Below are 24212 nucleotides of genomic sequence, written 5' to 3' on the forward strand. Positions count from 1 at the left end.
CGCCGACGTGCCCGAGGCACCGACGCACCAGTCACTGCTCGCCGCGAAGAACACCCAGCAGAAGAACGGACAGAACACGCAGGAGAAGAAGGAGGAGAGCAGCGTATGACCGAGCGTATGAAGGTGGTCGTGGTGTCGGCGGGGCTGAGCGTTCCCTCCTCCACCCGGCTGCTCGCCGACCGGCTCGCCGCCGCGGTGAACCGTACGACGCCGGTGGACGTCGAGGTGGTCGAGCTGCGTGACCTCGCCGTGGAGATCGCGCACAACTTCACCAACGGGTTCGCCGGGAAGGCGCTGGCCGCCGCGCAGGACGCGGTGACGCGGGCGGACGGGCTGATTGTGGTCACCCCGGTGTTCAGCGCCTCCTACAGCGGGCTGTTCAAGTCCTTCTTCGACGTGCTGGACAAGGACGCGTTGGCGGGCAAGCCGGTGCTGATCGGTGCCACCGGCGGGACCGGGCGGCACTCGCTGGTGCTGGAACACGCGCTGCGGCCGCTGTTCGCCTACCTGCGGGCCGTCGTCGTCCCCACCGGGGTCTACGCCGCCTCCGAGGACTGGGGCGCCGAAGGACTCGCCGAACGGATCGACCGGGCGGCGGCGGAGTTGGCCGCGCTGATGCCGTTGGCTCCGCGGCGGGGGGAGGAGGCCGTTGTGCCCTTCGCCGAACAGCTCGCGGCACTCCAGCGCTGACCTGGCCCACCCACCCGACTCGGCCGACTGAGAGGTTGCCGTCCCGGGTGGGTGCCGGCTCGGTCGGCTGAGTGGTTGCCGGTCGGGGTGGGTCTCGGCTCGGCCGGCTGAGAGGGCGCCGTCTCGGTCGTGTCGGCTCGGTCCGCCGAGGGGGTCGCCGTTTCCATCGGGCCTTGCCCGGTCCGCCGGCCCAGGGATCCGGGGGTTCTGTCGGTTGCCTCTGTGACGGTGAGAGGCGGGTAAAAAGGGTGATCGCAGGTCCAGCGGGCCCGGTCGAACCGCCGGAGGCCTTGGCAGACTGGGGATGTGCCCCAGACTGTGCTGCTCGCTGAAGACGACCGTGCCATCCGTCATGCCCTGGAGCGTGCCCTGACGCTGGAGGGGTACCACGTGACGGCGGTCGCCGACGGCGTGGAAGCGCTGGCGCAGGCGCACCGCAACCCGCCGGACGTGCTGGTCCTCGACGTGATGATGCCGGGCATCGACGGGCTCCAGGTGTGCCGGGTGCTGCGCGCCGAGGGGAACCGCACGCCCATCCTCATGCTCACCGCCCTCGTGGAGACCGCCGACCGCATCGCGGGTCTGGACGCTGGCGCCGACGACTACGTGGTCAAGCCGTTCGACGTCGAGGAGGTCTTCGCCCGGCTGCGCGCGCTGCTGCGCCGTACCAGCCCGGTGCCCGTCCCCGGCGGCGGTCCGGAGGGCCCGGTCCGTGAGGCACAGGTCTCCTCCGAGGCACCGGTCTCCTCCGACCGGCAGGTGGAGGCCGCCGGGCTCCGCATGGACCTCCAGGCCCGCCGGGCCTGGCGCGGCGGGCGCGAGCTGGAACTGACCCGTACCGAGTTCGAGCTGCTGGAACTGCTGGTGCGCAACGCCGGCATCGTGCTGGACCACTCCACGATCTACGACCGCATCTGGGGCTACGACTTCGGTCCCGGCTCCAAGAACCTCGCCGTCTACGTCGGCTATCTGCGCCGCAAGCTGGACGAGCCCGGTGCCCCGCAGCTGATCCACACCGTGCGGGGCGTGGGTTACGTGCTGCGGGAGGACTAGGTGGGCCGCCGGTGGCTGCCGGACCGGCCCCGGCCGAAGCTGGTCTCCCTGCGCACCACCTTCGCGGTCTCCTTCGCGGCCGTCACCGCCGCGGTGACGATCCTCGTCGGCATCATGTCGTACAACTCCGCCGCGCGGCTCGTCCGGGTGGACCAGCAGTCGGTGTTCACGCAGGTCGTGCAGGACGTCCAGGACGAGGTGCGGCAGCACACGATGGGTCCGGAGGACTTCTCCTCCTCCCGTCCTGGGCACGATCTGGTCCGTCCCGCACGCACCGACGTCCAGGTGCTCGGCGCGCAGGGGCAGATCATGGACCATGGCAGCCCGGTGCTGCCGGTCACCTCCCGGGACCGGTCCATGGCCCTCGCGCGGACGGCCGGGAAGGTGGTCGAGCACAAGGACGTGCGGGTGGACGAGGACCTGTTCCGCATCGCCACCGTCTCGCTCGGCGACGGGCGGGGGGCCGTCCAGGTCGCGCAGGAGTTCAGTGACACCGAGGATCTGCTGCGGGCGCTCCAGCAGCGGACGCTGATCCTGATGGCGGCGGTCGTGGTGGCGGCCGGCCTGTTCGGCTGGTGGCTGGCCCGGCGGATCACCCGGCGCCTGGTGATCCTGACGTCGGCCGCCGAGGACGTCGCCCGCACCCGGCAGCTGGGCATCCAGGTGCCGGTGGCCGGGCTCGACGAGGTGGGGCGTCTCGGCCGTGCCTTCGACCGGATGCTGGGGCGGCTCGCGCAGTCGGAGGAGGACCAGCGCAGGCTGGTGCAGGACGCCGGTCATGAACTCCGCACGCCCCTGACCTCGCTGCGTACGAACATCTCGCTGCTGCGGCGGATCGACGAACTCCCGCCCGCCACCCGGGACGACCTGGTCGCCGACCTCTCCCAGGAGGCCCGGGAGCTGACCGACCTGGTCAACGAGCTGGTCGACCTCGCCGCCGGGCAGTCCGACAGCGAGCCGCCGCAGCGGGTGGACCTCGCCGACCTCGCCGAGGACGTCATGGGGCTGGCCCGGCGCCGTACCGGGCGGGAGATCGTGCTGCACGCGAGCGGTGACACGACGACCGACGGGCGGCCAGGGATGCTCCAGCGGGCCATCTCCAACCTGGTCGAGAACGCGGCCAAGTTCGACCGGGACGGCAAGGCGCCGATCGAGATCGGCATCACGGGGCCGGCGCGGCCGGGGACGGTCCGGGTGGAGGTGCGGGACCGGGGGCCGGGGATCGCCGAGGGCGACCTCGTCCGGATCTTCGACCGCTTCTACCGTGCCGCCGACGCCCGCTCCCTGCCCGGCTCCGGCCTCGGCCTGTCCATCGTCCGCGAGGTCGCCATGTCCCACGGCGGAGCACCGTTCGCCTTCCGCCGGGAGGGCGGGGGAGCGGTCATCGGCTTCACGGTGGGCGGCGGGATCGTCCCGGGCGGCGGCGGTACCTGACGGGCGCGGGCGGCGCGGTACCTGACGGGCGCGGGCGGGGCCTGGGCGTGGCCCGGTGAGTACGGGTACCTATCCCGGGGCGGGTAGGTACGCCCATCCGCCCGCCGGGCCCGCCGCCGTAGCGTCGCCGTATGCCCGAGGAGACCGCGGCCACCGCACCCACCGCACCCACCGCGCCGACCGCCACCCCCGACGCCGGGACCGCGTCCGGCGGCCCCGCCCCCGCCGGGTCCGCGGCCCGTTCCCTCGGCCTCGGCTGTCTCGGCTGCGCGGGGCTGCTGTTCGTCGCCGTGGTCGCTCTGTTCATCCAGCTCACCTGGAACGCGGAGGACGGGACGGACCTTCCCCGGGTCGCGCCCGAGAAGATGGCGGACCGTGTCTTCGAGCACTCCCAGGAGGCGTACGACGTCCTCGGGTTCACGCGGACGGTGCCGCCGGGGGTCGAGCGCATCGGCGTCAGCACGGAGAACACGGTGGACGCCGGCTACTGCTACGACGGAGGGCTGCTGGGCCTGGAGGACAAGACCGTCGACGGCGCCTACCGGATGTCCCACTCCTGGGCGGTGGACCACGTGCCCGCCGGCCAGGCCGTCCCCGGCTTGCGCCGGCTGCACCAGCGGCTCAAGGACGACGGCTGGAAGGTCTCGTCGTACCGCGAGGGCGGGAAGGGCAAGGACTGGTCGCTGTTCGTGCGGCGGGACCACGAGGACGAGCGGATGTCCTTCAGCTGGGACCCGGACCGGCAGTACTTCATCGGCGGCACCACCGCGCCCTGCGCCTACGACCCCGGATGGACGGGCGACGGCACGGACTCCTACTTTCCCGGTGACGCCGCCGACTCCGTGCGGCCGCCCGCCCTGTGGCCCAGGAGGCTATGAGCGGCCCGGCAGGGTGAGGAAGCCCTCGGCGCGGGCGCTCGCCAGGCCGATCCTCGGAATGTCGCTGCTCTTGGCGAAGAGCAGGAAGCGGGGTTCCCACACCGGCCGGCACTTGGCGTTGGCCCGGTAGAGGGACTCGATCTGCCACCAGCGGGAGAAGAAGGTGAGGGTCGAGCGCCACAGGCGCAGCACCGGGCCCGCGCCGAGGCGGGCGCCGCGTTCGAAGACCGAGCGGAACATCGCGAAGTTGAGGGAGACCCGGTCGATCCCCAGCTCCTTCGCCTGGAGGAGGAGTTCGACGACCATGTACTCCATCAGGCCGTTCTCGCAGGCGCGGTCGCGGCGCATCAGGTCCAGGGAGAGGCCCCGTTCGCCCCAGGGCACGAAGCTGAGCAGGGCGCGGGGTTCGCCGTCCGCGTCCCGGCACTCCAGCATCACGCAGCGGCCGTCGGCGGGGTCGCCGAGGCGGCCGAGGGCCATGGAGAAGCCGCGCTCGGTGGCGCCGTCGCGCCAGTGGTCGGCGCGGTCCACGAGGACGGCCATCTCCTCGGCCGGGATGTCCTCGTGGCGGCGCACGCGGACCGTGTATCCGGCCCGGCGGACCCGGTTGTGGGCCTGGCGGACCACGCGCATGGCCCGGCCTTCGAGGGTGAAGTCGGCGAGGTCCACGATCGCCTCGTCGCCGAGTTCCAGCGCGTCCAGGCCGTGCCGGGCGTAGACGGTGCCCGCCTCCTCGCTCGCGCCCATCACGGCCGGGGTCCAGGCGTGCCGGCGGGCTTCGGCGAGCCAGGCGTCGATGGCGCCGGGCCAGGCCTCGGGGTCGCCGAGCGGGTCGCCGGAGGCGAGGCTGACCCCGCCGACGACACGGTAGGCGATGGCCGCCTTGCCGCTGGGGGAGAAGATGACGGCCTTGTCGCGGCGCAGGGCGAAGTAGCCGAGGGAGTCGCGCTCGCCGTGACGCTCCAGCAGGTCGCGCAGCCTGTGTTCGTCCTCCTCCGCGAGCAGGCAGGCGCCGCGCGGGGCACGGAAGCACGCGTAGAGGACCGCGAGGAACGCCACGGCCATCAGGATGTTGACGATGACGTCCACCCAGCGGGGGGCCTGTACGGCGGTGACGTGGTCGGCGAGCGGGCCGACGCTGATGCCTCGCAGCAGGGTGTAGGCGATCTCGTCCTTGAGGCCGGCGCCGGTGACCTGGTTCGTCGCGTGGACCAGGAGCGTGCCGAGGCCGCCGCCGACGAGGGTGCCGCCGATGCCGGTGGCGAGGGCGAGGCGCGGGTTGGAGCGGTCGCCGATGGCGTCGAACTCGCGGCGCCCGAGCAGCAGGGCGGCGACGAACAGGCCGGTGAGGGCGGTGGAGACCCAGTTGAAGGCGTGCTCGCCGTAGGGGGCGCGGGTGAGGGCGACGGCGTAGAGGCCGAAGAGGGGGCCGGCGAGGAGGAGGTTGAAGAGCCAGGCGGCTCGTTTGCGACGGCGCATCACCACCGCGAGGAACAGGGCGAGGGCCGCCGAGACCAGGCCGGCGGTGGCCAGGTACGGGGTGAAGTACTCGCCCGCGTTGTGTTCGTGCACCTCTTCGCGGAAGGGGAGGGACACGACCGCCGCGAGGTTCAGCACGGCCAGCAGGCGCAGGTACCAGACGGTGGCCGTGGCGGCGCGGGTGCGCAGCCGGTGGTCGCCGCCGATGCGGAGGAGGCGGGGGGAGAGGACGCGGACGGGGCGGCGGGGAGCGGGGACCCGCGGCGGGACGGGGGACGGCTGTCGTGCGGTGGTCGTCCGCTGTTCGGACGTCGTCTGTGGTGCGGGCATGGCGACTGGTCACCCTTGGGGACGGGGACGGGGCACCGCAGACCCTACAGCTTGTAGGGTAACGAGGGGACGGGAATCCGCACAGCCGGCGCACAGCCTCCCGTCCCCCGGCGGCGCTCAGTCGCCGCCTCCGCGCCGGGCCGCCGTCAGCAGCCAGGCCAGGTTGCCCACCGCCGCGCCGGCGGCCACCGCGGCCACGATCACCCCGCCGGTCGCGAGGCCGTCGCTGAACAGGTGCGGGCGCCGGTCCAGGCTGTGCAGCCCGAAGCCGCACAGCTCGTACACGCCGACGGCGGCGATCACCAGGCTGACGATCAGCACGGTCAGCGTCGGCGCGAGACTGCGGGCGCAGACCTCCGTGCCGGGCTCCGCTTCCGTGGTGTCCTGCATGGGTCCCCCGTTGAACAGACGTGTGAACAGCCCGGTGGCCGTCGGCGCTTGGGAACCTACAATACGTAGGGTCGGTTAGGGTCGACGCCGTGCGGATCTACATCAGCGTGGACATGGAAGGCGTCACCGGAGTCGTCGACGCCGACGACGTCCAGCCCGGCGGCCGGGACTACGAGCGGGGCCGCGCCATGATGGCCGAGGACGTGAACGCCGCCGTCCGGGGCGCGCTGACGGCCGGCGCGGCCGACATCCTGGTCAACGACGCCCACGGGCCGATGCGCAACCTGCTCCCCGAGGCACTGCACCCGGCGGTCCGCCTGGTGCGCGGCAGGCCCAAGCAGTTCGGCATGCTGGAGGGGCTGACCGGGGAGTACGACGCCGCGCTGTGCGTCGGCTACCACTCCCGTGCCGGTGCGCCGGGCGTGCTCAGCCACAGCTTCATGGGCCACGAGATCGAGGACATGTGGCTGGACGGCCGCCCGGTCGGCGAGATCGGCCTGGCCCACGCCACGGCCGCGGCCCTCGGCGTGCCCGTGGTGGCCCTCACGGGTGACGACGCGGCGTGCGCGGAGATGACGGAGTGGGACGCGTCGGTCGTCACGGTCCCGGTGAAGTACGCACGTGACCGTTTCGCGGCCGAGCTGCGGCCGGGGGCGGAGGCACGGGAGGCCATCGAGGAGGCGGTCGCCCGGGCGCTGTCCCAGGACCCGCCCCGCCCCGCACCCTCCACCACCGAGGCCACCCTGACCGTCCGCTGGCAGTCCGCCTCGGTCGCCGCAACCCTGCTCGGCATCCCCGGCGTGACCGCCGATGACCCCAGAACGGTCCGGGCGACCGGAGAACTGCCCGCGCTGTACCGGCAGTTCGGGGTGTGGATGCGAGTGGCGGCCTCGCTCACCAACCAGCCGCCGTACTGCTGACGCCCGTCGGCCGGCCGTGCGGTGGCCACGCGGCTGAGTGGCCGGCCGGTGTGGGGGCGTAGGCCGGTGTGGCGCTGGAGGCGGGTGGGCGATGGCGCCGGTGGCAGGGGTGGCTGGGGTGGCGCGGGTGGCAGGGGCGGCGCGGGTGCGGTCGCGCTCGGGGGCGCCGGTGGCAGTGGCGCCGGTGGAAGTGGCGCGGGTGGCACTGGCGCGGTCGCCGTGCTCGGTGGCGCCGGTGGCACGGGTGGCGTGGGAGCGTTCGCCGCGGTGGGCCGGAGGCGTGGGCGGTGCCGGGTGCAGTCGCCGCGGTGGGCCGGAGGCGTGGGCGGTGCCGGGTGCGGTCGCCGCGGTGGGCCGGAGGCGTGGGCGGTGCCCGGTGCGGTCGCCGCGGCGGGAGCTGGGCCCGCCCGCGGTTGATCGACCGCCGGCCCGCGCTCGCCGCCGGCGTGCGCGGGCAAGCGCCCGCGGATGTGAACGCGCACCCGGCTCCCCTTCCCGGCACCGCCGACGTAGCCTGCCGGAACTTCGCCGCATCAGCCGCCGAATGGGAGTGCCCGCGTGACCGAGCCGACCGCCCCGGACAAGAAGCCCTTCCTGTACGTCGTCGTCTGCGCGAGCGGCGTCGCGCCTGGCGTCGGCAGACTCATCACCGCCGCCCAGGAGGCGAACTGGGACGTCGGTGTCGTCGCCACGCCCCAGGGCCTCGGTTTCATCGACGCGGAGGCGGTCGAGGCCCGGACCGGCTACCCGATCCGCTCCGCCTGGCGCGCACCGGGAGACCCGCGCCCGCTGCCGCCCCCGGACGCGATCGCCGTCGCCCCGGCCACCTTCAACACGATCAACAAATGGGCCGCCGGCATCTCCGACACCCTGGCCCTCGGCATCCTGTGCGAGGCGTACGGCATGGGCATCCCGACCGCAGCCCTGCCCTACCTGAACTCCGCCCAGGCCGCTCACCCCGCCTACCGGCAGAGCCTGGACCGCCTGCGCTCGATGGGCGTCCTGATCGGCTCCTCCGTACCCCACCGACCGAAGGCCGACGGCGCGGCGGACCGCTTCCGCTGGGAGGAGGCCCTGGAGCTGTTGGCCCCTGTCGTCAGCGCGGTGCGGTGACGCCGGCCTCGATGCCCGCCGCCCGGCCGGACAGGCCGCGCCACCGTGGGGACAGCGCGCTGCCGTGACCGCCCGCTGGACGTATGGTCCGTATATGAGTGCCGTCTGGTCCGGCCGGCGCGGAGCCGCGCCGCCGGAGCCGCCCTCTCGCCGCCGGTGCCCCCGCACAGGGGGGTGAAGCGTGTCCGACACGGCCGCTGGACCTCGTTCCCCCGGCTCCGGACCGGACGCCGTGGACTCCGTCCTGGACCACTGCGCACGCAAGACCGGTGCCTACGCCGGGGCGGTCTACGTCCTGTCCCCGGACGGGCAGGTGCTCCAGCTCGCGGTGCTGAGCGGGATCTCCCGGCGGATCGCCTCGCCCTGGGCACGCGTTCCGCTGCCGGCCGCGAGCCCGGTGAGCGACGCCGTACGGCAGGGCGTCCTGGTGTGGATCGGCAGCCAACAGGAGCTGGCGCGCCGCTATCCGCAGCTGGCGCTCGTCCTGCCGCATCCGTTCGCCCTGGTCGCCGCGCCGATCAGCACCGGCGCACGGACGTGGGGCGGTCTGGTGCTGCACTGGTCCAGCGCGCACCCTCCCACCCTGGGCACACAGGAGCGTGCGGTGATCGCCGACGCCTGCCGGCGCCTGGGCCCGATCCTGCGGCAGGCCGTCGACAGCGGCTGCGTCCTGGCCGGGCCCGAACCGCGGATCCTGTCCCCGGCGCGGAACCGTGCCGCCGGACCGGCCGAAGCCCAGGCCGCGGCCGACTTCGCCGAGCGCCTTCCCAGCGGCTGCTGCGCGCTCGACCCGGACGGCCGGATCACCTTCCTCACCACCGCCGCGGCGGAGCTGCTCGGTGCCGGCATTCCCGACCTGCTGGGCGCCCGGCCCTGGGAGGCGCTCGCGTGGCTGGACAACCCGGTCGCCGAAGACCGCTACCGGGCCGCCGTGCTGAGCCGCCGGCCGACGTCCTTCACCGCCCGGCGGCCCCCCGACCAGTGGCTGTCGTTCCACCTGTACCCGGACGCGTCCGGCATCAGCGTGCGCATCGTGCCCACGTCCTCGGCCGACGCCGCCGTACTCCCCCCGCACCTGCTGCACCCCGCACCCCCGGCGGACCCCGGCCGGGCCACGGCCCTGTACCACCTGATGCACCTGGCCGCCACGCTCACCGAGGCGGTCGGCGTCCAGGACGTCGTCGAAAGGGTCGCCGACCAGATCCTGCCCGCCTTCGGCGCCCAGGCCCTCGCTCTCATGGCCGCCGCGGAGGGCAGACTGCGGATCATCGGCTACCACGGCTACTCCGCCGCGCTCATGGACCGCTTCGACGCGGCGCCCCTCACCTCCGACACCCCGGCGGTGCACGTCCTGACGACAGGGATCCCGAGCTTCTTCGGCACCTTCGACGACCTCAGAACGGCCTATCCTCCCGCCGTCCTCCAGGACGACATGGCAGCCTGGGCGTTCCTGCCGCTGATCACCTCCGGACGGCCCGTCGGCTCACTGGTCCTCGCCTACGACCGGCCGCGCGCCTTCCCCGCCGAGGAGCGCTCCGTCCTCACCTCGACCGCCGGGCTGATCGCCCAGGCGCTGGACCGCGCCCGTCTCTACGACGCCACGCAGCAGCTCGCCCACGACCTCCAGGCCGGTCTGCTGCCCCGCACCCTGCCCCGCGTCCCCGGCCTGGACGTGGCCGCCCGCTACCTTCCCGCCAGCTACGGCATGGACGTCGGCGGGGACTTCTACGACCTCATCCGCCTCGACGGGGCGGCCGCCGCCGCGGCCATCGGAGACGTCCAGGGGCACAACGTCCAGGCCGCCACCCTCATGGGGCAGGTCCGCACCGCCGTCCACGCCTCCGCCGGCGCACCCCCCGGCGAGGTCCTCGCCCGCACCAACCGCCTGCTCACCGATCTCGACGCCGGCCTGTTCACCAGCTGCCTCTACGCCGACCTCGACCTCGCCCGCCACAGCGCCTGCCTGGCCACCGCCGGGCATCCCCCGCCGATCCTGCGCCATCCGGACGGCCACCCCGAGATCGTCGAGCTGCCTCCCGGGCTCCTGCTCGGCATCGACCCCGCCGCCGACTACCCGACGGCGAACGTCCCGCTGCTTCCCGGTGCCGTGCTCGCCCTGTACACCGACGGGCTCGTCGAGGCCCCCGGCACCGACATCGAGGAGGCGATCACGGCCCTCGCCGACCGGCTCGCCCACGCGGGGGACCAGCCCATGGACGCCCTGGCCGGCACCCTCATCACCCGTGCCCAGCACACCGCGCCGCGCAGCGACGACGTCGCCCTGCTCCTGATCAGCCCGCGACGGGACGTGTGACCTCTCCCGCCTTGCGCACGTGCCCCTTCCGCGCCGCCTGAAGGGCCACGCCCGGCTGGGGAGCGTGGGATGGGCCGACCGCTCGGCGCCTCTCCCGCCATACGGCATCCGCAGGCTCCGTAGCGCCGTTCTTGTCAGACTGACAGGAACCCAAGTACCGTAGGAGACATGCAAGATGACATGTGGTCACCACCGCCTGTGCTGTTGACGGTCGACCTCGTGATCCTCACGCTGCGTGAGGGGCGGTTGTGTGTCCTGCTCGTGGAGCGAGGCGAAGATCCCTTTCGGGGCATGCGGGCTCTGCCTGGGGGATTCCTCAATCACGCCGGCGAGGGGATCCTGGACGCCGCTCATCGTGAGTTGAGTGAGGAAACCGCTCTGACTGCGGGGTCGGTGCATCTCGAACAGCTGGGCATCTATGGGGACGTGGGCCGCGACCCTCGCGGACGAGTCGTTTCGGTGGCCCACTTGGCGATCGCACCCGGACTTCCCGAACCGGTGGCGGGAACCGATGCGGCGGATGCCGCGTGGGTCCCCGCGGAATCCGTCCTGTCCGGTGAGGCGCGACTGGCCTTCGACCACCGCCGGATCGTTACGGACGGAATCGAACGCGCGCGCACCAAGCTCGAATCCACGGCGCTGGCCACAGCGTTCTGCGGAGAACTCTTCACCATAGCCGAGTTGCAGCAGGTGTACGAGGCGGTTTGGGGCACCGAACTCGACACCCGGAATTTCTACCGGAAAGTCCAGGCCGTCGAGGGATTCATCGTTCCCGCCGGATCGGGACGCAGGAGTACGGGAGGACGGCCCGCTCGGCTGTACCGGCCCGGACCGAAGACGGTGTTGTTCCCGCCATTGATGCGACCTGTGCCGCCCGCAACGGAAGAGAGCACGAGAGAAGGAGGGGAATAGATGGCGAAGGACCTGGTGGTGATTCTCACCGCCCTCAACGTCGAGTACCAGGCCGTACGTCGGAAACTGGCCGGTCCGCAGGTGCACCGTCATAAGCGCGGGACGCTGTTCGAGGTGGGAACCGTGCAGGGCACTTCATGCCGTATCGCGCTCGGGCTGACGAACAAAGGCAACCATTCCGCCGCGGTGATCGCCGAGCGTGCGATTCAGGAGTTCTCGCCGGTGGCCGTGTTGTTCGTCGGCGTCGCCGGTGCGCTGTGGGACACTGCCAGGCTGGGTGACGTGGTGATGGCGACACACGTGTACGCCTACCACGGCGCGACCAGCGAGGACGACGGGACCAAGGCCCGTCCCAGGGTGTGGGAGACGGCGCACGGTGTCAGCCAACTCGGCTCGCATCTGGCTCGCGCGAACGACTGGGCCGACGACACGTCCGGTCATGGGCGCGCGCCGCAGGTGCGCTTCGGCGCGATCGCCGCCGGCGAGGTCGTGCAGAACTCGAAGATCTCGGCCGAGGCGCGGTGGATCCGGCAGCACTACAACGACGCGCTCGCCATCGAGATGGAGGCCGCCGGTGTGGCGCAGGCCGGTCATCTCAACGGGGCACCGGTGGCCATCATCCGGGGAATCAGCGACCGAGCGGACGGCACGAAAAGCAGCGCGAACGACCGCAACTGGCAACCACGAGCCGCGGCGAACGCGGCGGCTTTCGCAACACGGCTCGCCGTGGAACTGGTGGGGGAGCGGGAGCAGATCGCAGTGTCCGAGGCAGACAGGGCGCCTACAGCCGACAGACTAGAAGAACACGTCAGCAACACCGCCCACAACAGCACCGTCGGCATCATGGCCGGCTCCGTCAGGGGCAGCACCGTCTACGTGAACGCGGACGCGAAGGTGACCAGGCCGGCGGACCTGGTCGCGGAACTGGATGCCTTCCGTGGTCACCTGAAGCGTCACCACGCCGAGGGCGCCCTCGACGAGGACACCTACCGCGAGGCACTGGCCGAGCTGGGCTTCGCGTGCCGGGCGGCAAGGGAGAACACCGCCGAGCGGTCCAAGAGGGCCACCATGGCGCTCAAGAGGTTACGTGGTCTGATCGCGGACTGTCCCGAGCTGGCGGCCATGCTGGCGCCCTTGGTTGTTGCGGCAGGTGACCTGTCATGATCGACGGCAGCCACGTCACGCACAACTCGGCCGCATACGACTCCACCGTCGGAATCCAGGCCGAAACCGTACACAACTCCAACGTCTACTTCGTCCATCCTGATGCATCGCCTCAGGAGAAGTACGAGGTCGGTGTGCGGTTCCTCCAGGACGGCATTCCCAGCCGTGCTCGCGACATGATCAGTGACGCGATCGCCCACGGACACGACAGCGCGGAGGTCCGTTTCCACGGGGTGCTCGCCATGCTCAGTGGACGCGCCTACCACGACCTCAGCACCGAAGAACTCCGGTGGCTGCACGAAGCCTCCGGGCGCGTAGGGGACTACGCCGAGGGAGAGTGGAAAGACGCTCTGCGCGTCGCTTTCGAACTGCTGGCGACGCTCAACACGGTGGACGGCGAAGCAGGACGTGTAGTGGAGCGGTTGCGAGCGCTGCCACCTCACCGACGGGACGAGATCCTCCACCACTTCGACCTCGTGCTCACCGGAGGGCTGAAGGACAGCCTGTGGGCCGAGAACCGCGAGCGGGCCGAGGCGGCTCGCTTCGGCAACGGCCGGATCCAACGGGTCTGGGCCTATTTCGAACCCGACCCCATCGGGCCGCGGGCCCTGCCGCCCCGCCCGAGCACCGCTGCCGCCGCCCAGGCGGCCATCCCGTTCCGAGTCGGCCTGTTCGTCGTCGTCACCGCGTTTCTCTGCGTCTTGTCCCTGGTCGCGGATCCGGCCGCGGCAGCCATCGAGTTACTGGTGGCGCTCGGTGCGGGCGCGACCGCGACGCACTTCGGTAGCCGATGGTGGTACCAGGAACACCAACTGAAGGCCAGGAACCGTATGTTCCAGGTACCGCACACGCGCGATCCCGCCTCTCCCGGGGACGGATTCACCAACCGCGTCCGCCATTCGTTCGACCACTACTTCAGTGAGCGTGTGCCACACGGACTGGCCCCGCACGAATGGCTCGGTCTCACCGTCCAGATCCGCGACAGCCTCGTAGCCGAGATCGCTGTTCTCTACCGCGAGAGCCGAATCAGCGTGGACCGGGTCAACTGGCTGATTCGCCATCTCGCCGAGGACGCCCGGGACCGGTACAGCAAAGGCACTCTGTTCGAGCGCCGCCACCAGAACCAGACGTCGGCGTCGGCGAAGGCGCTGTGTGTCGTCGCCCTCATCGTTCTCGGCTTCACGACGCTGGCCCTGCTCGGCACGGTGGCCTCGGCTGCCGGTGCGTCGCACATGGTGCTGGCCGTCCTGGCCGTGGTGGGCGTGGTCTGGTCCGGGCGCGCGGCCGCGTCCTCGTGGCTGGAGGCCCGGGGTGAGGAGCGCCGGCTGGCCGAGGAAACCCAGGAGTACCAGGAGCGGCTGGCCGCGCGGCAAGCCGCGTACCAGAACTGGAAGTCGTTCCTGGACGCCACGCGGCCCAGCGAGCTGGAAATGGAGACCTGGCTCACCTGCGACAAGACGCTGTTCGTCGACGAAGCACTCCGCCACTACCAGCTCACCTGGCGCGACCTGATCACCCACACCATCCTGGTGACACCTGCACACCCCTGCAAGCGAGGGCGTGCGAAGGGCGGTCCCTGGCGGTACTCGCGCTACAGCTTCCGTGTTTTCCTGGTCACCCAGGGTGGAGTTCGCGAAATCAGTGCGGACTTCGATTTCACCGACGCAGAGCGGGGGAACAGACACCGAAGCAACTACCGGTTCGACGCGTTGTCCTCCGTGCAGGTCACGGAACGCAGTCAAGTCGGCTACGACCTGGAGCTCGTCCTCACCAACGGGCCGGCCAGGAACATCCGTGTCGCAGACGCCGACACCCATCACATCGCGCCGGACGAGAACGCCCAGGAAATCTCCGAAATCAACCTGAGTGCGGCTGGTTTCATTCACACCTTCCGCCTCCTGGAAGGAATCGCGGCGGACGGAAAGGGTTGGATCGACCGAAACAACCCCGGCAGCCTGCCGTCCTTCCGTGCTGCCGACTGAGTCTTCGGGGCCTTCGGTGCGGGCAGGGGCCGGAGCGCCGGATCACCCTGCCCGCCCGCTCGTCAGCCCAGCCGGGACCCGAGGTGAGGAGTGCCCGTGGCCGCAGAGGATGTCACCGAGGGCAGACTGCTGCTAGCCGAGTACGACCGCATAAAGGAGGAGCAGAAGACACGGATAGGATTCCGGGACAACCTGCTCTACTTCACGCTCGCCGCGGTTACCGCAATTCTGGCGACCGCCGTCCAGAGCGGGCAGGCACAACTCCTGCTCGCCGTTCCTGTGGTCTGCCTGGTCCTGGGCTGGACCTACCTGGTCAATGACGAGAAGATCTCGGCGGTCGGCTGCTACATCCGCGACCAGCTGGGGCCGCGGCTGGCCGAGCTCAGCGGCGCTCACGGCGCAGTGTTCGGCTGGGAGACCTACCACCGCGACGATGCGAGCCGCACCACGCGCAAGCGACTGCAGAACGTCATGGATCTGCTCACCTACGTGGCCTTGCCCATGATCTGCGTGACCAGTTTCTGGTGTTCTCCCGCCGTCCGTCCTGCGCTTGTGGCCGTCTCCCTCGCACAGACACTGTCCCTTGCCGTACTGGGCTGGCAGTTCCTGCGCTATGCGGAGCGGTAGTCACGCCCGAGGGCCGGACGGCGAAGGGTGAGTCCTTCGGCACCGTGGCTGGTGAGGCACTGACGCCGAGATGAAGGACGTCGGCATGAGTTCGCCACTCCGGCACCCTCGTCCGCGCCGGGCGCGTCCCGGATTCAGAGGTGGGTCACCAGGGCATCTCACCGTGACGGTCGCGGAAGGTTCCGGTCGGTCCGTCCGCCCCGATGGTGGCGAGTTCGACGATCGCGTCGGTGCCCTCGGTCACTGTCTGCGGGCCACTGTGCCCGTTGAAGTCGGTCGCGGTGTAGCCCGGGTCGGCCGCGTTCACTTTCACGTCCGGCAAGGACTTCGCGTATTGCGTGGTCAGCATGGTCACAGCAGCCTTCGACGCCGTGTAGAGCGGCGCGATGGCCCGGCCCTCGACGCGCCCGGTGTCATGGGTGGCCGCAAACGACCCCATGCCGCTGGACACATTGACGATGACCGGGTTCGCGGACTTGCGCAGCAGAGGCAGGAACGCGTGCGTCACCCGGACGATCCCCACGACATTGACCTCGAACACCTCGCTGGCGTCAGCGGCCGTGATCTGGTCGGCGGGGTGGTGTGTTCCGAGGACGCCGGCGTTGTTGATCAGGACGTCGATGCCGCCCTCGCGCGCCTCGACGTCGGCGGCGGCCGCAGCCACCGACGCGTCGTCCGTCACATCGATCCGGACGAAACGGGCACCGAGTGCGTCGGCGGCCGCCTGGCCACGCTGTGGACCACGAGCACTCTACTCCGCGTTCACCGGCGGCGGCGCACGGATGTGCGGTACCTGCCGCCGTGCAACGGTGACGGACGGCGGGGACGAGAGGTCAGCCGCGCCACTCCACCATGAGCAGCGTCGCGTCGTCGCTGGTCTGTCCGCCGCGCGCCTGCTTGAGCGTGTGGGACAGGCGGCGCGTCACCGCCCGGATGCCGCGGCCGGTCCTCTCCAGCTGGTTCACACAGTCGATCAGCTGGTCCTCCCCGAACTCCTCCCCGCCGGTCTTGTGTTCCTCGACCACTCCGTCGGTGAAGCAGAGGACTCGGTCCCCGGGCACCAGCCCCAGCTCGCTCACCCGCGGCTGCGAACCGCCCAGGCCGACGGGAAGGGTCGTCGGGGCGACCAGACGCTGTGCGACGCGATGGTCGCGGACGAGGATCGGCGGCGGGTGCCCGGCGTTGACCCACTGCACCCGTCCCGTCGTCGTGTCCAGCTGCAGCATCTGCGCGGTGACGAAGTGCTCGGGACCGAACTGCTCGGCCACGGCGCGGTCCATGAACTCGTAGATCTCCGCCAGTCCGATGCCGGAGCGGCGGGCGTGGCGGTAGGCGCCGATGGCCACGGTGGCCATCGTGGCCGCGTCCAGCCCGTGCCCCATCGCGTCGATCATGACCACGTGGAGGACATCGCCGTTCAGCGCGTAGTCGAAGCTGTCGCCGCCCACGTCGTAGGCGGGTTCCAGGATCCCGGCCACGGCGACCCGGGGCATGATCATGGCCAGAGGTGGCAGCAGCGACCACTGGATCTCCGCGGCGACGCTCATCCCCTCATCGCGTCGGACGTCGAAGAACAGGTCCGAGTAGCCGTGCTTGGTCACCAGAAGGTCGGCCACCAGGCCGGAGATTCTGAGCAGCAGGCGGCGGTCGTCGTCATCGACGCTGTCCAGCGTCACCGCCATGACCCCCACCTGGTCACCGCCGTCCAGCAGGGGCAGATGGACCCGGACGCCGTCCTGCTCGGGCACCTCCACGGAGACCGCGTCGAGAAAGCAGCGGCCCGCCTCGGAGCCGTCGATCACGTGCGGTTCCCCGCCGCTGAGGCCCTCCCCGGGCAGCGGTACGAGCACCAACTGGCCGTAGTCCTGCAACAGCACCTGCGGACGGCGGCCACCGAGCCGGTCCACCACGTCGGCGACCAGGGGGCCGATGAGATGGGGCGGGAGTTCGTGCGCGCTGTCGAGGATCTTTCCGAGGAGCGCTTCCCCGAAGCTTTCGGACCGGTCCGGGCGCCGCCCTGCCGTCATCCCGTCACCTTCCGCGGTCACGTTTCGGGCGGGGGCGGGCCCGGATGACAAAGGATGTGTCGGTGCCATGGCTCCATCATGCGGTCGTGGATGCCCGGCCCGCCGGTCGGGCGGAGTCGGCCGGGCTGCTCACCTGGGTCCGGCCCCTCCCTCCGACTCCCATGCGGTCTGTCCGTCGGGGCCGCTCTCGGCGAGTGCCAGCAGGCGCGGAGCCGACAGTGGGTTCGCGGGGTCGGCAGCAGCGGTCAGCAACCGGGTGGCCACTCGGGTCGGCTCGTCCGGGGGGATCACCAGCAGTTCCCAGCTCCCCACGGTGCCGCAGTCCACGGTTATGGCATGCGCCTCGGCGGCGGAATCGGTCAGCACCACCTCGATCACGTGGCCGGGCGCCATCACCTCCTGCGGGGCATCGGGCCAGGCGGCCGTTTCCACGGTCACGCGGGTGACGGTGCCGATGCCCGGATCCAAGGAGCCGACCAGCGCGGGAAGTTCCAGTTCCAGTGCGTCGCAGCGCGGCCACCATGCGCCGTCCAGCGGGCCATGGCTGACACTTGGCATGAGGCGCAGCCGGGGCATGGGCATCCGGTAGGAGTGTCCGTCACCTGGCACCGCACCCTCGGCGGGCTCTGTGATGATGTTCATCGTGCGATTCCGTTCCGGGCGTGCGGTTTCCGGCTGCCCGTGTCTGTCGCTCGCCGGGAACGGCGCCGCCGTCATCGTGCGCCCGGAAGTTCTCGGTATGTCTCAGATTACTCCCGGCTGGCAGGCGGCGTGGCGGGCGGCCATCGCACTGCCACATCATCGGCGTGCCAAGGGCTGTTCTCCGGCGGACAAGGTCAGCACGCAGGGGGCGACGGGGCCGGGCAGGCCGACGACCTCACCCATGTTCTGCCAGCCCCAGGACGAGAAGGCGGCTCGTGCTCCCCGGTCGGCAGGATGAAGCAGGGTGACCGCGAGGGAGGAGTGCAGGTCTGTGAGGAGACGCTGTTGCAGGCGGTGGGCGATGTCGCGGTGCTGTGCGTGCGGATGGGCCACGACCTGGGTCAGGACGACGAACCGCGCGCAGGAGGTGAGCGGCTGGATGATCTCCTGGAGCGTTCCGCCGCCCTGTCGGCCGTCGGAGCCGTCGGAGCCCACCGGAAAACCGAAGGCGCAACCGACCAGCACCGTCGTCTCGGCGACCAGCAGGGCGAAGCCGGGGTGGTGGGCGGTGACCGCCAAGCGGTGCAGGAAGTCTCCGCGGTCGTGGTATGCCTCTCCGACGGTGCCCGCGACGGACTGCGCAGCCAGGTCGGCGATGTCCTCACGCATGTCTTCTGTCTGCCGGCGGGTCAGCCGGCGAAGGCGGATACCGTCCCTGAGGACCGGCTGGTCCGGCCGACGAGCGGGGTCCTCGGGCGCCCGTGTCGCGGTGCTCATGTGGTCGCTGGATGCGGTGGGCGGCACGGGACTCACGGGGGCCGTAAGGAGCAGCGAAGTCGATCCGGTGGCGTCGAGGAGCCGGGCGATCTGAGCGCACGGATGGTGCAGCCGCAGGCGGGCGTGGACCCGGCCGGCGCGCCGTGCTGCCGACAGGAGGACGTCCAAGCCCCGGGCGTCGCAGGAGCCGACCGTGGTCAGGTCGATGTCGATCTCGGTGACGCCGTCCAGCAGACACTGCTCCACTGCGGCCCGCAGCAGCGGCGTCGTGGCCGGCCCGATGTCGCCGGCCAGCGTGACGAGCGTTCGCTCTCCTCGGTTCCGCCGATGGATGTCCAGCCGGGAAACGGCCATCACGTCTCTCCTCGGCGGGGTCGCGGACCTGCGCGGGCGCTCGGCGCGGTTCCTGCCGTGATGAGCTTGCGCTGAGTTGCTTCGACCGCGGCGGACATGGTGCCGACCCGTCTCCGCGCCGACCACGGGGGCGGCCCGGATTCACTCGTCTCTCGCCGAGGACGACCCGGCGTGGGGCCGGAGTGCGTGATGCCCTCGGTACTACAACCGTACGTCGGCCGCAACCGGAAGCGGCTGCGTCAGCGCGTGCTGGAGCGCGGGCTGGATGTGGTTGGCGGCCACCCACAGCGTCACAGCGGTCAGCGCCTCGCCGCTCGGCGGGATCACGTACCGCGCGATGGCTGCCCGCAACTCGTCCAGTAGCAGGGGGCCCCTTCATCGGGTCGCGCCGGCTCCTCGTCGGTGGCTGAGGTCTGGGGAGCGGGGGCGGTGGCGGAAGACGTAGGTTCGTCCACAGGCATTCCTCCCTGGTGGGCCGGACGGGCAAGGCCCGGCCCACCGGTTCGATCGTTCAAGGGCGACGGAGCAGGGGCTTGGACCGGCGGCTTCAGGACGCGAGGTCGTACGCGGACCGGCTGGTCACCCAGGCATCCACCTCGTGCGTGATCACGGCGTCGGCAAGCGTTGGCAGGTCCGTTACCGCGATCTGGACGGCCGGCAGCGCAAGGAGAACTTCGACACAAGGCCGAGGCGGACAACCGGGCCGCTGGGGTCGACGTCGAGATCCGGCGCGGCTCCTACGCGGTGCCAGCCGAGACGAAGCAGACGCTCGGCGCCTACGCGCAGGAGTGGCTGGACGCGAACTCCGTCGGTCCGACGACAGCCCTCCGCTATCAGGCGACGGTCCGCAACCACATCGTCGAGCACCTCGCGCGACGCGAGCTGCGTTCCCTGAACCAGCCCTCGGCCATCCAGGGCTGGATCCCCACTCTTCAGGACGCCGGCCTGGAGGTGTCGACGATCGAGGGCGTCTTCGACATCCTCTCCAGCATCCTCGGCGCGGCCGTGGGGGACGGGCTGCTGCCGAAGAACCCCTGCAAGGCGAAGTCGGTCAAGCTGCCGACCGCGACCAAGAAGAAGATCATCCCTTGGCCGCTGGAGCGCGTTCGCGCAGTCATCGCCGGCCTGCCCAAGCGCTTTCACGCTGGCGGCAAGCTGGCCTTCGGCTGCGGCCTGCGCCAGGGCGAGGTCTTCGGCTTCGCCGTCGAGGACATCGACTTCAAGACCGGTTGGATCCACGTCAACCGCCAGGTGCGGCTCGTCGGCACGAAGGCCGTCTTCGCGCTGCCCAAGGGGAACAAGATCCGGTCCGTTCCTCTACCGGCCCAGCTTGCCGCTGCCCTCAAGGCGCACATGAAGGAGTTCCCGCCGGTCGAGGTCACCCTGCCCTGGGCCAAGCCGGACGGCGAGCCGAAGACCTTCCGTCTCTTCTTCGTCGACCAGAAGCGGCGGGCGTACAACCGCAGCGTCTTCAACATGGGCGACTGGAAGCGCGCCCTGGCCGCCGCCGGCGTGATCCCTCCCCGTGAGCGCGGCGCGAGGTACCTCCAGGCGGCCCGGGAGGACGGGATGCACGCCCTCCGGCACGCCTACGCCTCCGTGCTCCTGGATGCGGGGGAGAGCATCAAGGCGCTCTCCGAGTACCTCGGCCACTCGGACCCGGGCTTCACGCTGCGGACGTACACGCATCTGCTGCCGTCCAGCGAGACGCGGACCCGCAAGGCGATCGACGACGCCTTCACGGAGGAGTCGGCAGGGGGAGCCCAGGGCACATCGGTGCCCCCGGCGAAACCAATGTGCCCCCAATGTGCCCTGGCCGCCTGAAGTCCCCTCCTGGCACATGACGAGGGCGGGGTCCGAAAACCCCGCCCACTACCCGAGAAACCCCAGGTCAGGGCCACACCAGGCAGTACGGCTGATGCCCCGCCTCATGCAGCCGATGCGAGAAGTCCTGCCACTCGTGCAGCAACTGGTACACGTTGAACGCGTCCCGCGGCCCACCCCGGTCGGGGACCGTCGACCAGATGAAGGCCGCCGCGCCGACCGCTTCCTCGCCGATGCCGCGGAGGGGGTCGACGACCGTCATGGGGAGTTTGACGACCGCGTAGTCGGGGTGCAGGACGACCAGTTCCAGGGGTGGGACCTTGTGCAGGGGGACGCCCTCGATGCCGGTCAGCACCATCGCGGCCATCGTCTCCGGCTTGATCTTGGTGAACATGCCGTTCATGCCCAGCTCGTCGCCGCCGAGTTCTTCGGGACGCATCGAGATGGGGACGCGGGCCGCGGTCGCGCCGTCCGGCGCGCCGAAGTATTTGTACGTCACCCCCACCCGACCACCATTCCTGCTCCCCGCCCGGAGGCGGTCGGCCCGCTGGTCGAGCCGGCGGTCGAGATCCCGGTCGATCTGCCGGTCGTACCGCTCGGGCTCACTCGGTACACCCTGTGTCTGTCGTGCGTCGGTCTGACGTGTCTCGGTCGTTTCCTCCGCGTCGCGCCGGTGCCTTCCCCGCCGGGCACGTCGAGGACCCAGGTCATCAGTCCCCTCGCCCAGTCCGCCACCGCGATGCATATCTCCACCCGACTGCTTTTCTAGGACGCGTGGCCCCCGCCGCGCAACCCGATCATCGTGTCAGTGACCTCCCCCACGGCCGCCCGCCGAAACGTGCGGTGGAACAACTGTCCACGCGGGGGGATTCCCGGCCCTGATCGTCCGGCCCCTGATGAGTACGTGCGTATGGGCTTTGTGTATCAGGTCTCAGTCTCGCAGATGAGGGATGGCACCGCTGTGATCTTGGGACCCGCCGCGTCCGAATCCCGGCCCGCCACGCCGGACCGGCCCCGTGGACCGCGTCCGATCCCGGCGTCGACCGCGGTCCGGCCGGGGCTCGGCGCGGCCTTCGGCCTACCCTGAGGAGGTCACCCCGCAACCGGAGTCCGAGAAGCCGGAGTAGTCGCACGTCATGAGTGCCATGAGCGAAATGCCCTATCCCTACGAAGCGCCGGTCTCACAGGCGCTCTTCGACCGTGCCTCCGTCGTCACCCCGGGCGGCGTCAACTCCCCGGTGCGCGCCTTCCGCGCCGTCGGCGGCACGCCCCGGTTCATGGTGTCGGGCAAGGGGGCCTACCTGACCGACGCCGACGGGCGCGAGTACGTCGACCTCGTGTGCTCCTGGGGGCCCATGATCCTCGGGCACGCGCACCCCGAGGTCATCGCCGCAGTCCAGGAGGCCGTGGCGCGCGGTACGTCCTTCGGCACGCCCGGCGAGGGCGAGGTCGCGCTCGCCGAGGAGATCGTCGCCCGGGTGGAGCCCGTCGAGCAGGTGCGGCTGGTCAGCAGCGGGACCGAGGCGACCATGTCCGCCATCCGGCTGGCCCGCGGGTTCACCCGGCGGTCCAAGGTGATCAAGTTCGCCGGGTGCTACCACGGGCACGTCGACTCGCTGCTCGCCGCGGCCGGCAGCGGGGTCGCCACCTTCGCGCTGCCCGACACGCCCGGTGTCACGGGTGCCCAGGCCGGCGACACGATCGTGCTGCCGTACAACGACCTGGAGGCCGTGCAGGAGGCCTTCCACCGGCACCCCGGTGAGATCGCCTGTGTGATCACCGAGGCGTCGCCGGGCAACATGGGCGTCGTGCCGCCGGACCCCGGCTTCAACCAGGCCCTCAAGGACTCCTGCCGGCGCAACGGCGCCCTGTTCATCTCCGACGAGGTGATGACCGGCTTCCGCACCAGCCGCGCCGGGTGGTACGGCGTCGAGGGCGTCGCGCCCGACCTGATGACCTTCGGCAAGGTCATGGGCGGTGGTTTCCCGGTCGCCGCGTTCGGCGGGCGCGCCGACGTGATGGCCCACCTCGCCCCCGCCGGGCCCGTGTACCAGGCCGGCACCCTCTCCGGCAACCCCGTCGCCACCGCCGCCGGTCTCGCCCAGCTGCGGCTGCTCGACGACGCCGCCTACGACAAGGTCGACGCCGTCTCCGAGCAGATCCGGACGCTCGTCAGCGAGGCGCTGTCGAAGGAGGGCGTCGCGCACCGGGTGCAGACCGCGTCCAACATGTTCTCCGTGTTCTTCACGGACCGGCAGGTGCGCGACTACGAGGACGCCAAGCGGCAGCAGTCGTACCGTTTCACCGCGTTCTTCCACTCGATGCTGGCGAACGGCGTCTATCTGCCGCCGTCGTCCTTCGAGTCCTGGTTCGTGTCCACGGCCCACGACGAGCGGGCCCTTCAGAAGATCGCCGACGCCCTTCCGGCGGCGGCCCGGGCGGCTGCGGAGGCCACGGCAGAATGAGCGACAGCACCAAGGACGTCACCGTCGTCCACCTGATGCGGCACGGCGAGGTCGCGAACCCGGACGGGGTCCTGTACGGGCGGCTGCCCGGCTACCACCTGTCCGAGCTGGGCCGGCAGATGGCCGAGCGGGTCGCCGAGCACCTCGCCCCGCGGGACGTCACCTACGTCTGCGCCTCCCCGCTGGAGCGGGCGCAGGAGACCGCCACGCCGATCGCCAAGGCGCACGGGCTGGATCTCAACACCGACGAGCGGCTGATCGAGGCCGAGAACGTCTTCCAGGGCAAGACGTTCGGCGTCGGTGACGGCGCGCTGCGCAATCCGGACAACTGGAAGCACCTCGTCAACCCGTTCCGGCCGTCCTGGGGCGAGCCGTACGTGGACCAGGTCGTGCGGATGATGGGCGCGTTGAACGCGGCCAAGGACCGGGCGCGCGGGCACGAGGCGGTGCTGGTCAGCCATCAGCTGCCGATCTGGATCGTGCGCTCGTACGTCGAGCGGCGGCGGCTGTGGCACGACCCGCGCAAGCGGCAGTGCACGCTCGCCTCCCTGACGACTTTCACATACCTGGGTGACAAGATCGTGTCCGTGGGCTACAGCGAGCCCGCCATCGATCTGGTCCCGGTCCATCTGCGCGCCGGTGCCAAGCCCCAGAAGGGGAAGGGCACCGCCCAGGGGAAGGCCTTCGGCGCCTGACCGGTGTCAGCCGTCACTGACGGTCCGTTTGGTGTCGCTTAGCGCACTTTCACGGTTGTCGTTACGAAAATCACAAGAACCCGCGGAACCTCCCCGATCGTCCTGCCCTCTGACTGGGTGTCCAGCAGGCAGCGACGAATCG

Annotated in this window: 20 protein-coding genes and 2 pseudogenes; 14 read left to right on the forward strand and 8 right to left on the reverse strand. The window is 71.0% G+C overall.

The features are described from left to right. The first annotated feature begins 117 nt into the window (after positions 1-117). The 4 genes from C3492_RS17385 (at position 118) to C3492_RS17400 (ending at position 4055) form a co-directional block, all read left to right on the forward strand. A complete protein-coding gene (locus C3492_RS17385) occupies positions 118-690 on the forward strand; it encodes an FMN reductase (RefSeq protein ID WP_181140436.1) in 573 nt (190 codons plus the stop codon). A 306-nt stretch (positions 691-996) separates the two neighbouring features. Then, positions 997-1743 (forward strand): response regulator transcription factor, encoded by a 747-nt coding sequence (locus C3492_RS17390; protein WP_103812678.1) that lies wholly within the window; start codon positions 997-999, stop codon positions 1741-1743. Further along, positions 1744-3177, forward strand: a complete 1434-nt coding sequence (locus tag C3492_RS17395) for a HAMP domain-containing sensor histidine kinase (RefSeq protein WP_103812679.1) — start codon at positions 1744-1746, stop codon at positions 3175-3177. Positions 3178-3308: 131 nt separating this feature from the next. Then, positions 3309-4055 carry a hypothetical protein gene (locus C3492_RS17400; RefSeq protein ID WP_258055746.1) on the forward strand — a complete coding sequence of 249 codons (747 nt, stop codon included), beginning with the start codon at positions 3309-3311 and terminating at the stop codon, positions 4053-4055. Here the strand turns inward: C3492_RS17400 and C3492_RS17405 are convergent. Together C3492_RS17405 and C3492_RS17410 are read right to left on the reverse strand one after the other, a co-directional pair. After that, complete coding sequence (locus tag C3492_RS17405; protein WP_103812680.1) at positions 4050-5864, reverse strand: phosphatidylglycerol lysyltransferase domain-containing protein; 1815 nt, start codon at positions 5862-5864, stop codon at positions 4050-4052. The two genes, C3492_RS17400 and C3492_RS17405, sit on opposite strands and share 6 nt — an antisense overlap. 117 nt (positions 5865-5981) lie before the next feature. After that, positions 5982-6254, reverse strand: a complete 273-nt coding sequence (locus tag C3492_RS17410) for a hypothetical protein (protein WP_103812681.1) — start codon at positions 6252-6254, stop codon at positions 5982-5984. 89 nt (positions 6255-6343) lie between these two features. On the opposite strand from C3492_RS17410, the gene C3492_RS17415 reads away from it, so the two are divergent. The 7 genes from C3492_RS17415 (at position 6344) to C3492_RS17445 (ending at position 15286) form a co-directional block, all read left to right on the forward strand. Beyond that, the gene (locus C3492_RS17415; RefSeq protein WP_103812682.1) at positions 6344-7174 is read left to right on the forward strand and encodes a M55 family metallopeptidase; all 831 of its coding nucleotides are present in this window, start codon (positions 6344-6346) and stop codon (positions 7172-7174) included. Between the two features lie 558 nt (positions 7175-7732). Beyond that, the gene (locus C3492_RS17420; protein WP_103812683.1) at positions 7733-8287 is read left to right on the forward strand and encodes a flavoprotein; all 555 of its coding nucleotides are present in this window, start codon (positions 7733-7735) and stop codon (positions 8285-8287) included. A gap of 181 nt (positions 8288-8468) precedes the next feature. Continuing rightward, a complete protein-coding gene (locus tag C3492_RS17425; RefSeq protein WP_103812684.1) occupies positions 8469-10601 on the forward strand; it encodes a SpoIIE family protein phosphatase in 2133 nt (710 codons plus the stop codon). Positions 10602-10769: 168 nt separating this feature from the next. Then, on the forward strand, positions 10770-11513 hold the full coding sequence (locus C3492_RS17430) for an NUDIX domain-containing protein (protein ID WP_103812685.1): 744 nt from the start codon (positions 10770-10772) through the stop codon (positions 11511-11513). Continuing rightward, positions 11514-12677, forward strand: coding sequence for a 5'-methylthioadenosine/S-adenosylhomocysteine nucleosidase (locus C3492_RS17435; protein WP_103812686.1), 1164 nt, complete (start codon positions 11514-11516; stop codon positions 12675-12677). After that, positions 12674-14659, forward strand: coding sequence for a hypothetical protein (locus tag C3492_RS17440; RefSeq protein WP_258055747.1), 1986 nt, complete (start codon positions 12674-12676; stop codon positions 14657-14659). Before C3492_RS17435 ends, C3492_RS17440 begins: the two co-directional genes overlap by 4 nt. A 96-nt stretch (positions 14660-14755) precedes the next feature. Further along, positions 14756-15286 (forward strand): hypothetical protein, encoded by a 531-nt coding sequence (locus C3492_RS17445; RefSeq protein ID WP_103812687.1) that lies wholly within the window; start codon positions 14756-14758, stop codon positions 15284-15286. A gap of 145 nt (positions 15287-15431) precedes the next feature. Here C3492_RS17445 and C3492_RS17450 read toward each other — a convergent pair. From C3492_RS17450 to C3492_RS46915, 5 genes and pseudogenes are all read right to left on the reverse strand, one after another. Then, a pseudogene (locus C3492_RS17450) lies at positions 15432-16034 on the reverse strand (SDR family NAD(P)-dependent oxidoreductase); the annotation flags it as partial. A gap of 85 nt (positions 16035-16119) precedes the next feature. After that, complete coding sequence (locus tag C3492_RS17455) at positions 16120-17313, reverse strand: PP2C family protein-serine/threonine phosphatase (RefSeq protein WP_103812688.1); 1194 nt, start codon at positions 17311-17313, stop codon at positions 16120-16122. Between the two features lie 129 nt (positions 17314-17442). Continuing rightward, complete coding sequence (locus C3492_RS17460) at positions 17443-17955, reverse strand: DUF5994 family protein (RefSeq protein ID WP_258055748.1); 513 nt, start codon at positions 17953-17955, stop codon at positions 17443-17445. Between the two features lie 156 nt (positions 17956-18111). After that, complete coding sequence (locus C3492_RS17465; protein ID WP_103812689.1) at positions 18112-19086, reverse strand: STAS domain-containing protein; 975 nt, start codon at positions 19084-19086, stop codon at positions 18112-18114. Positions 19087-19287: 201 nt separating this feature from the next. Next, positions 19288-19437, reverse strand: a complete 150-nt coding sequence (locus C3492_RS46915) for a hypothetical protein (protein ID WP_374938353.1) — start codon at positions 19435-19437, stop codon at positions 19288-19290. 253 nt (positions 19438-19690) lie between these two features. Between C3492_RS46915 and C3492_RS17470 the strand changes: the two are divergent. After that, positions 19691-20910, forward strand: a pseudogene (locus C3492_RS17470) (tyrosine-type recombinase/integrase); the annotation flags it as partial. A 67-nt stretch (positions 20911-20977) separates the two neighbouring features. Here C3492_RS17470 and C3492_RS17475 read toward each other — a convergent pair. Then, positions 20978-21415: a hypothetical protein gene (locus C3492_RS17475; protein ID WP_003974483.1), complete on the reverse strand. Its 438-nt coding sequence runs from the start codon at positions 21413-21415 to the stop codon at positions 20978-20980. 640 nt (positions 21416-22055) lie between these two features. Between C3492_RS17475 and hemL the strand changes: the two genes are divergently transcribed. Together hemL and C3492_RS17490 are read left to right on the forward strand one after the other, a co-directional pair. Continuing rightward, a complete protein-coding gene (gene hemL / locus C3492_RS17485) occupies positions 22056-23375 on the forward strand; it encodes a glutamate-1-semialdehyde 2,1-aminomutase (RefSeq protein ID WP_103812691.1) in 1320 nt (439 codons plus the stop codon). Then, on the forward strand, positions 23372-24070 hold the full coding sequence (locus tag C3492_RS17490; RefSeq protein ID WP_103812692.1) for a histidine phosphatase family protein: 699 nt from the start codon (positions 23372-23374) through the stop codon (positions 24068-24070). Before hemL ends, C3492_RS17490 begins: the two co-directional genes overlap by 4 nt. Positions 24071-24212: the final 142 nt, after the last annotated feature.

Source organism: Streptomyces sp. Ru62 (assembly GCF_002920615.1).
GTDB lineage: Bacteria > Actinomycetota > Actinomycetes > Streptomycetales > Streptomycetaceae > Streptomyces.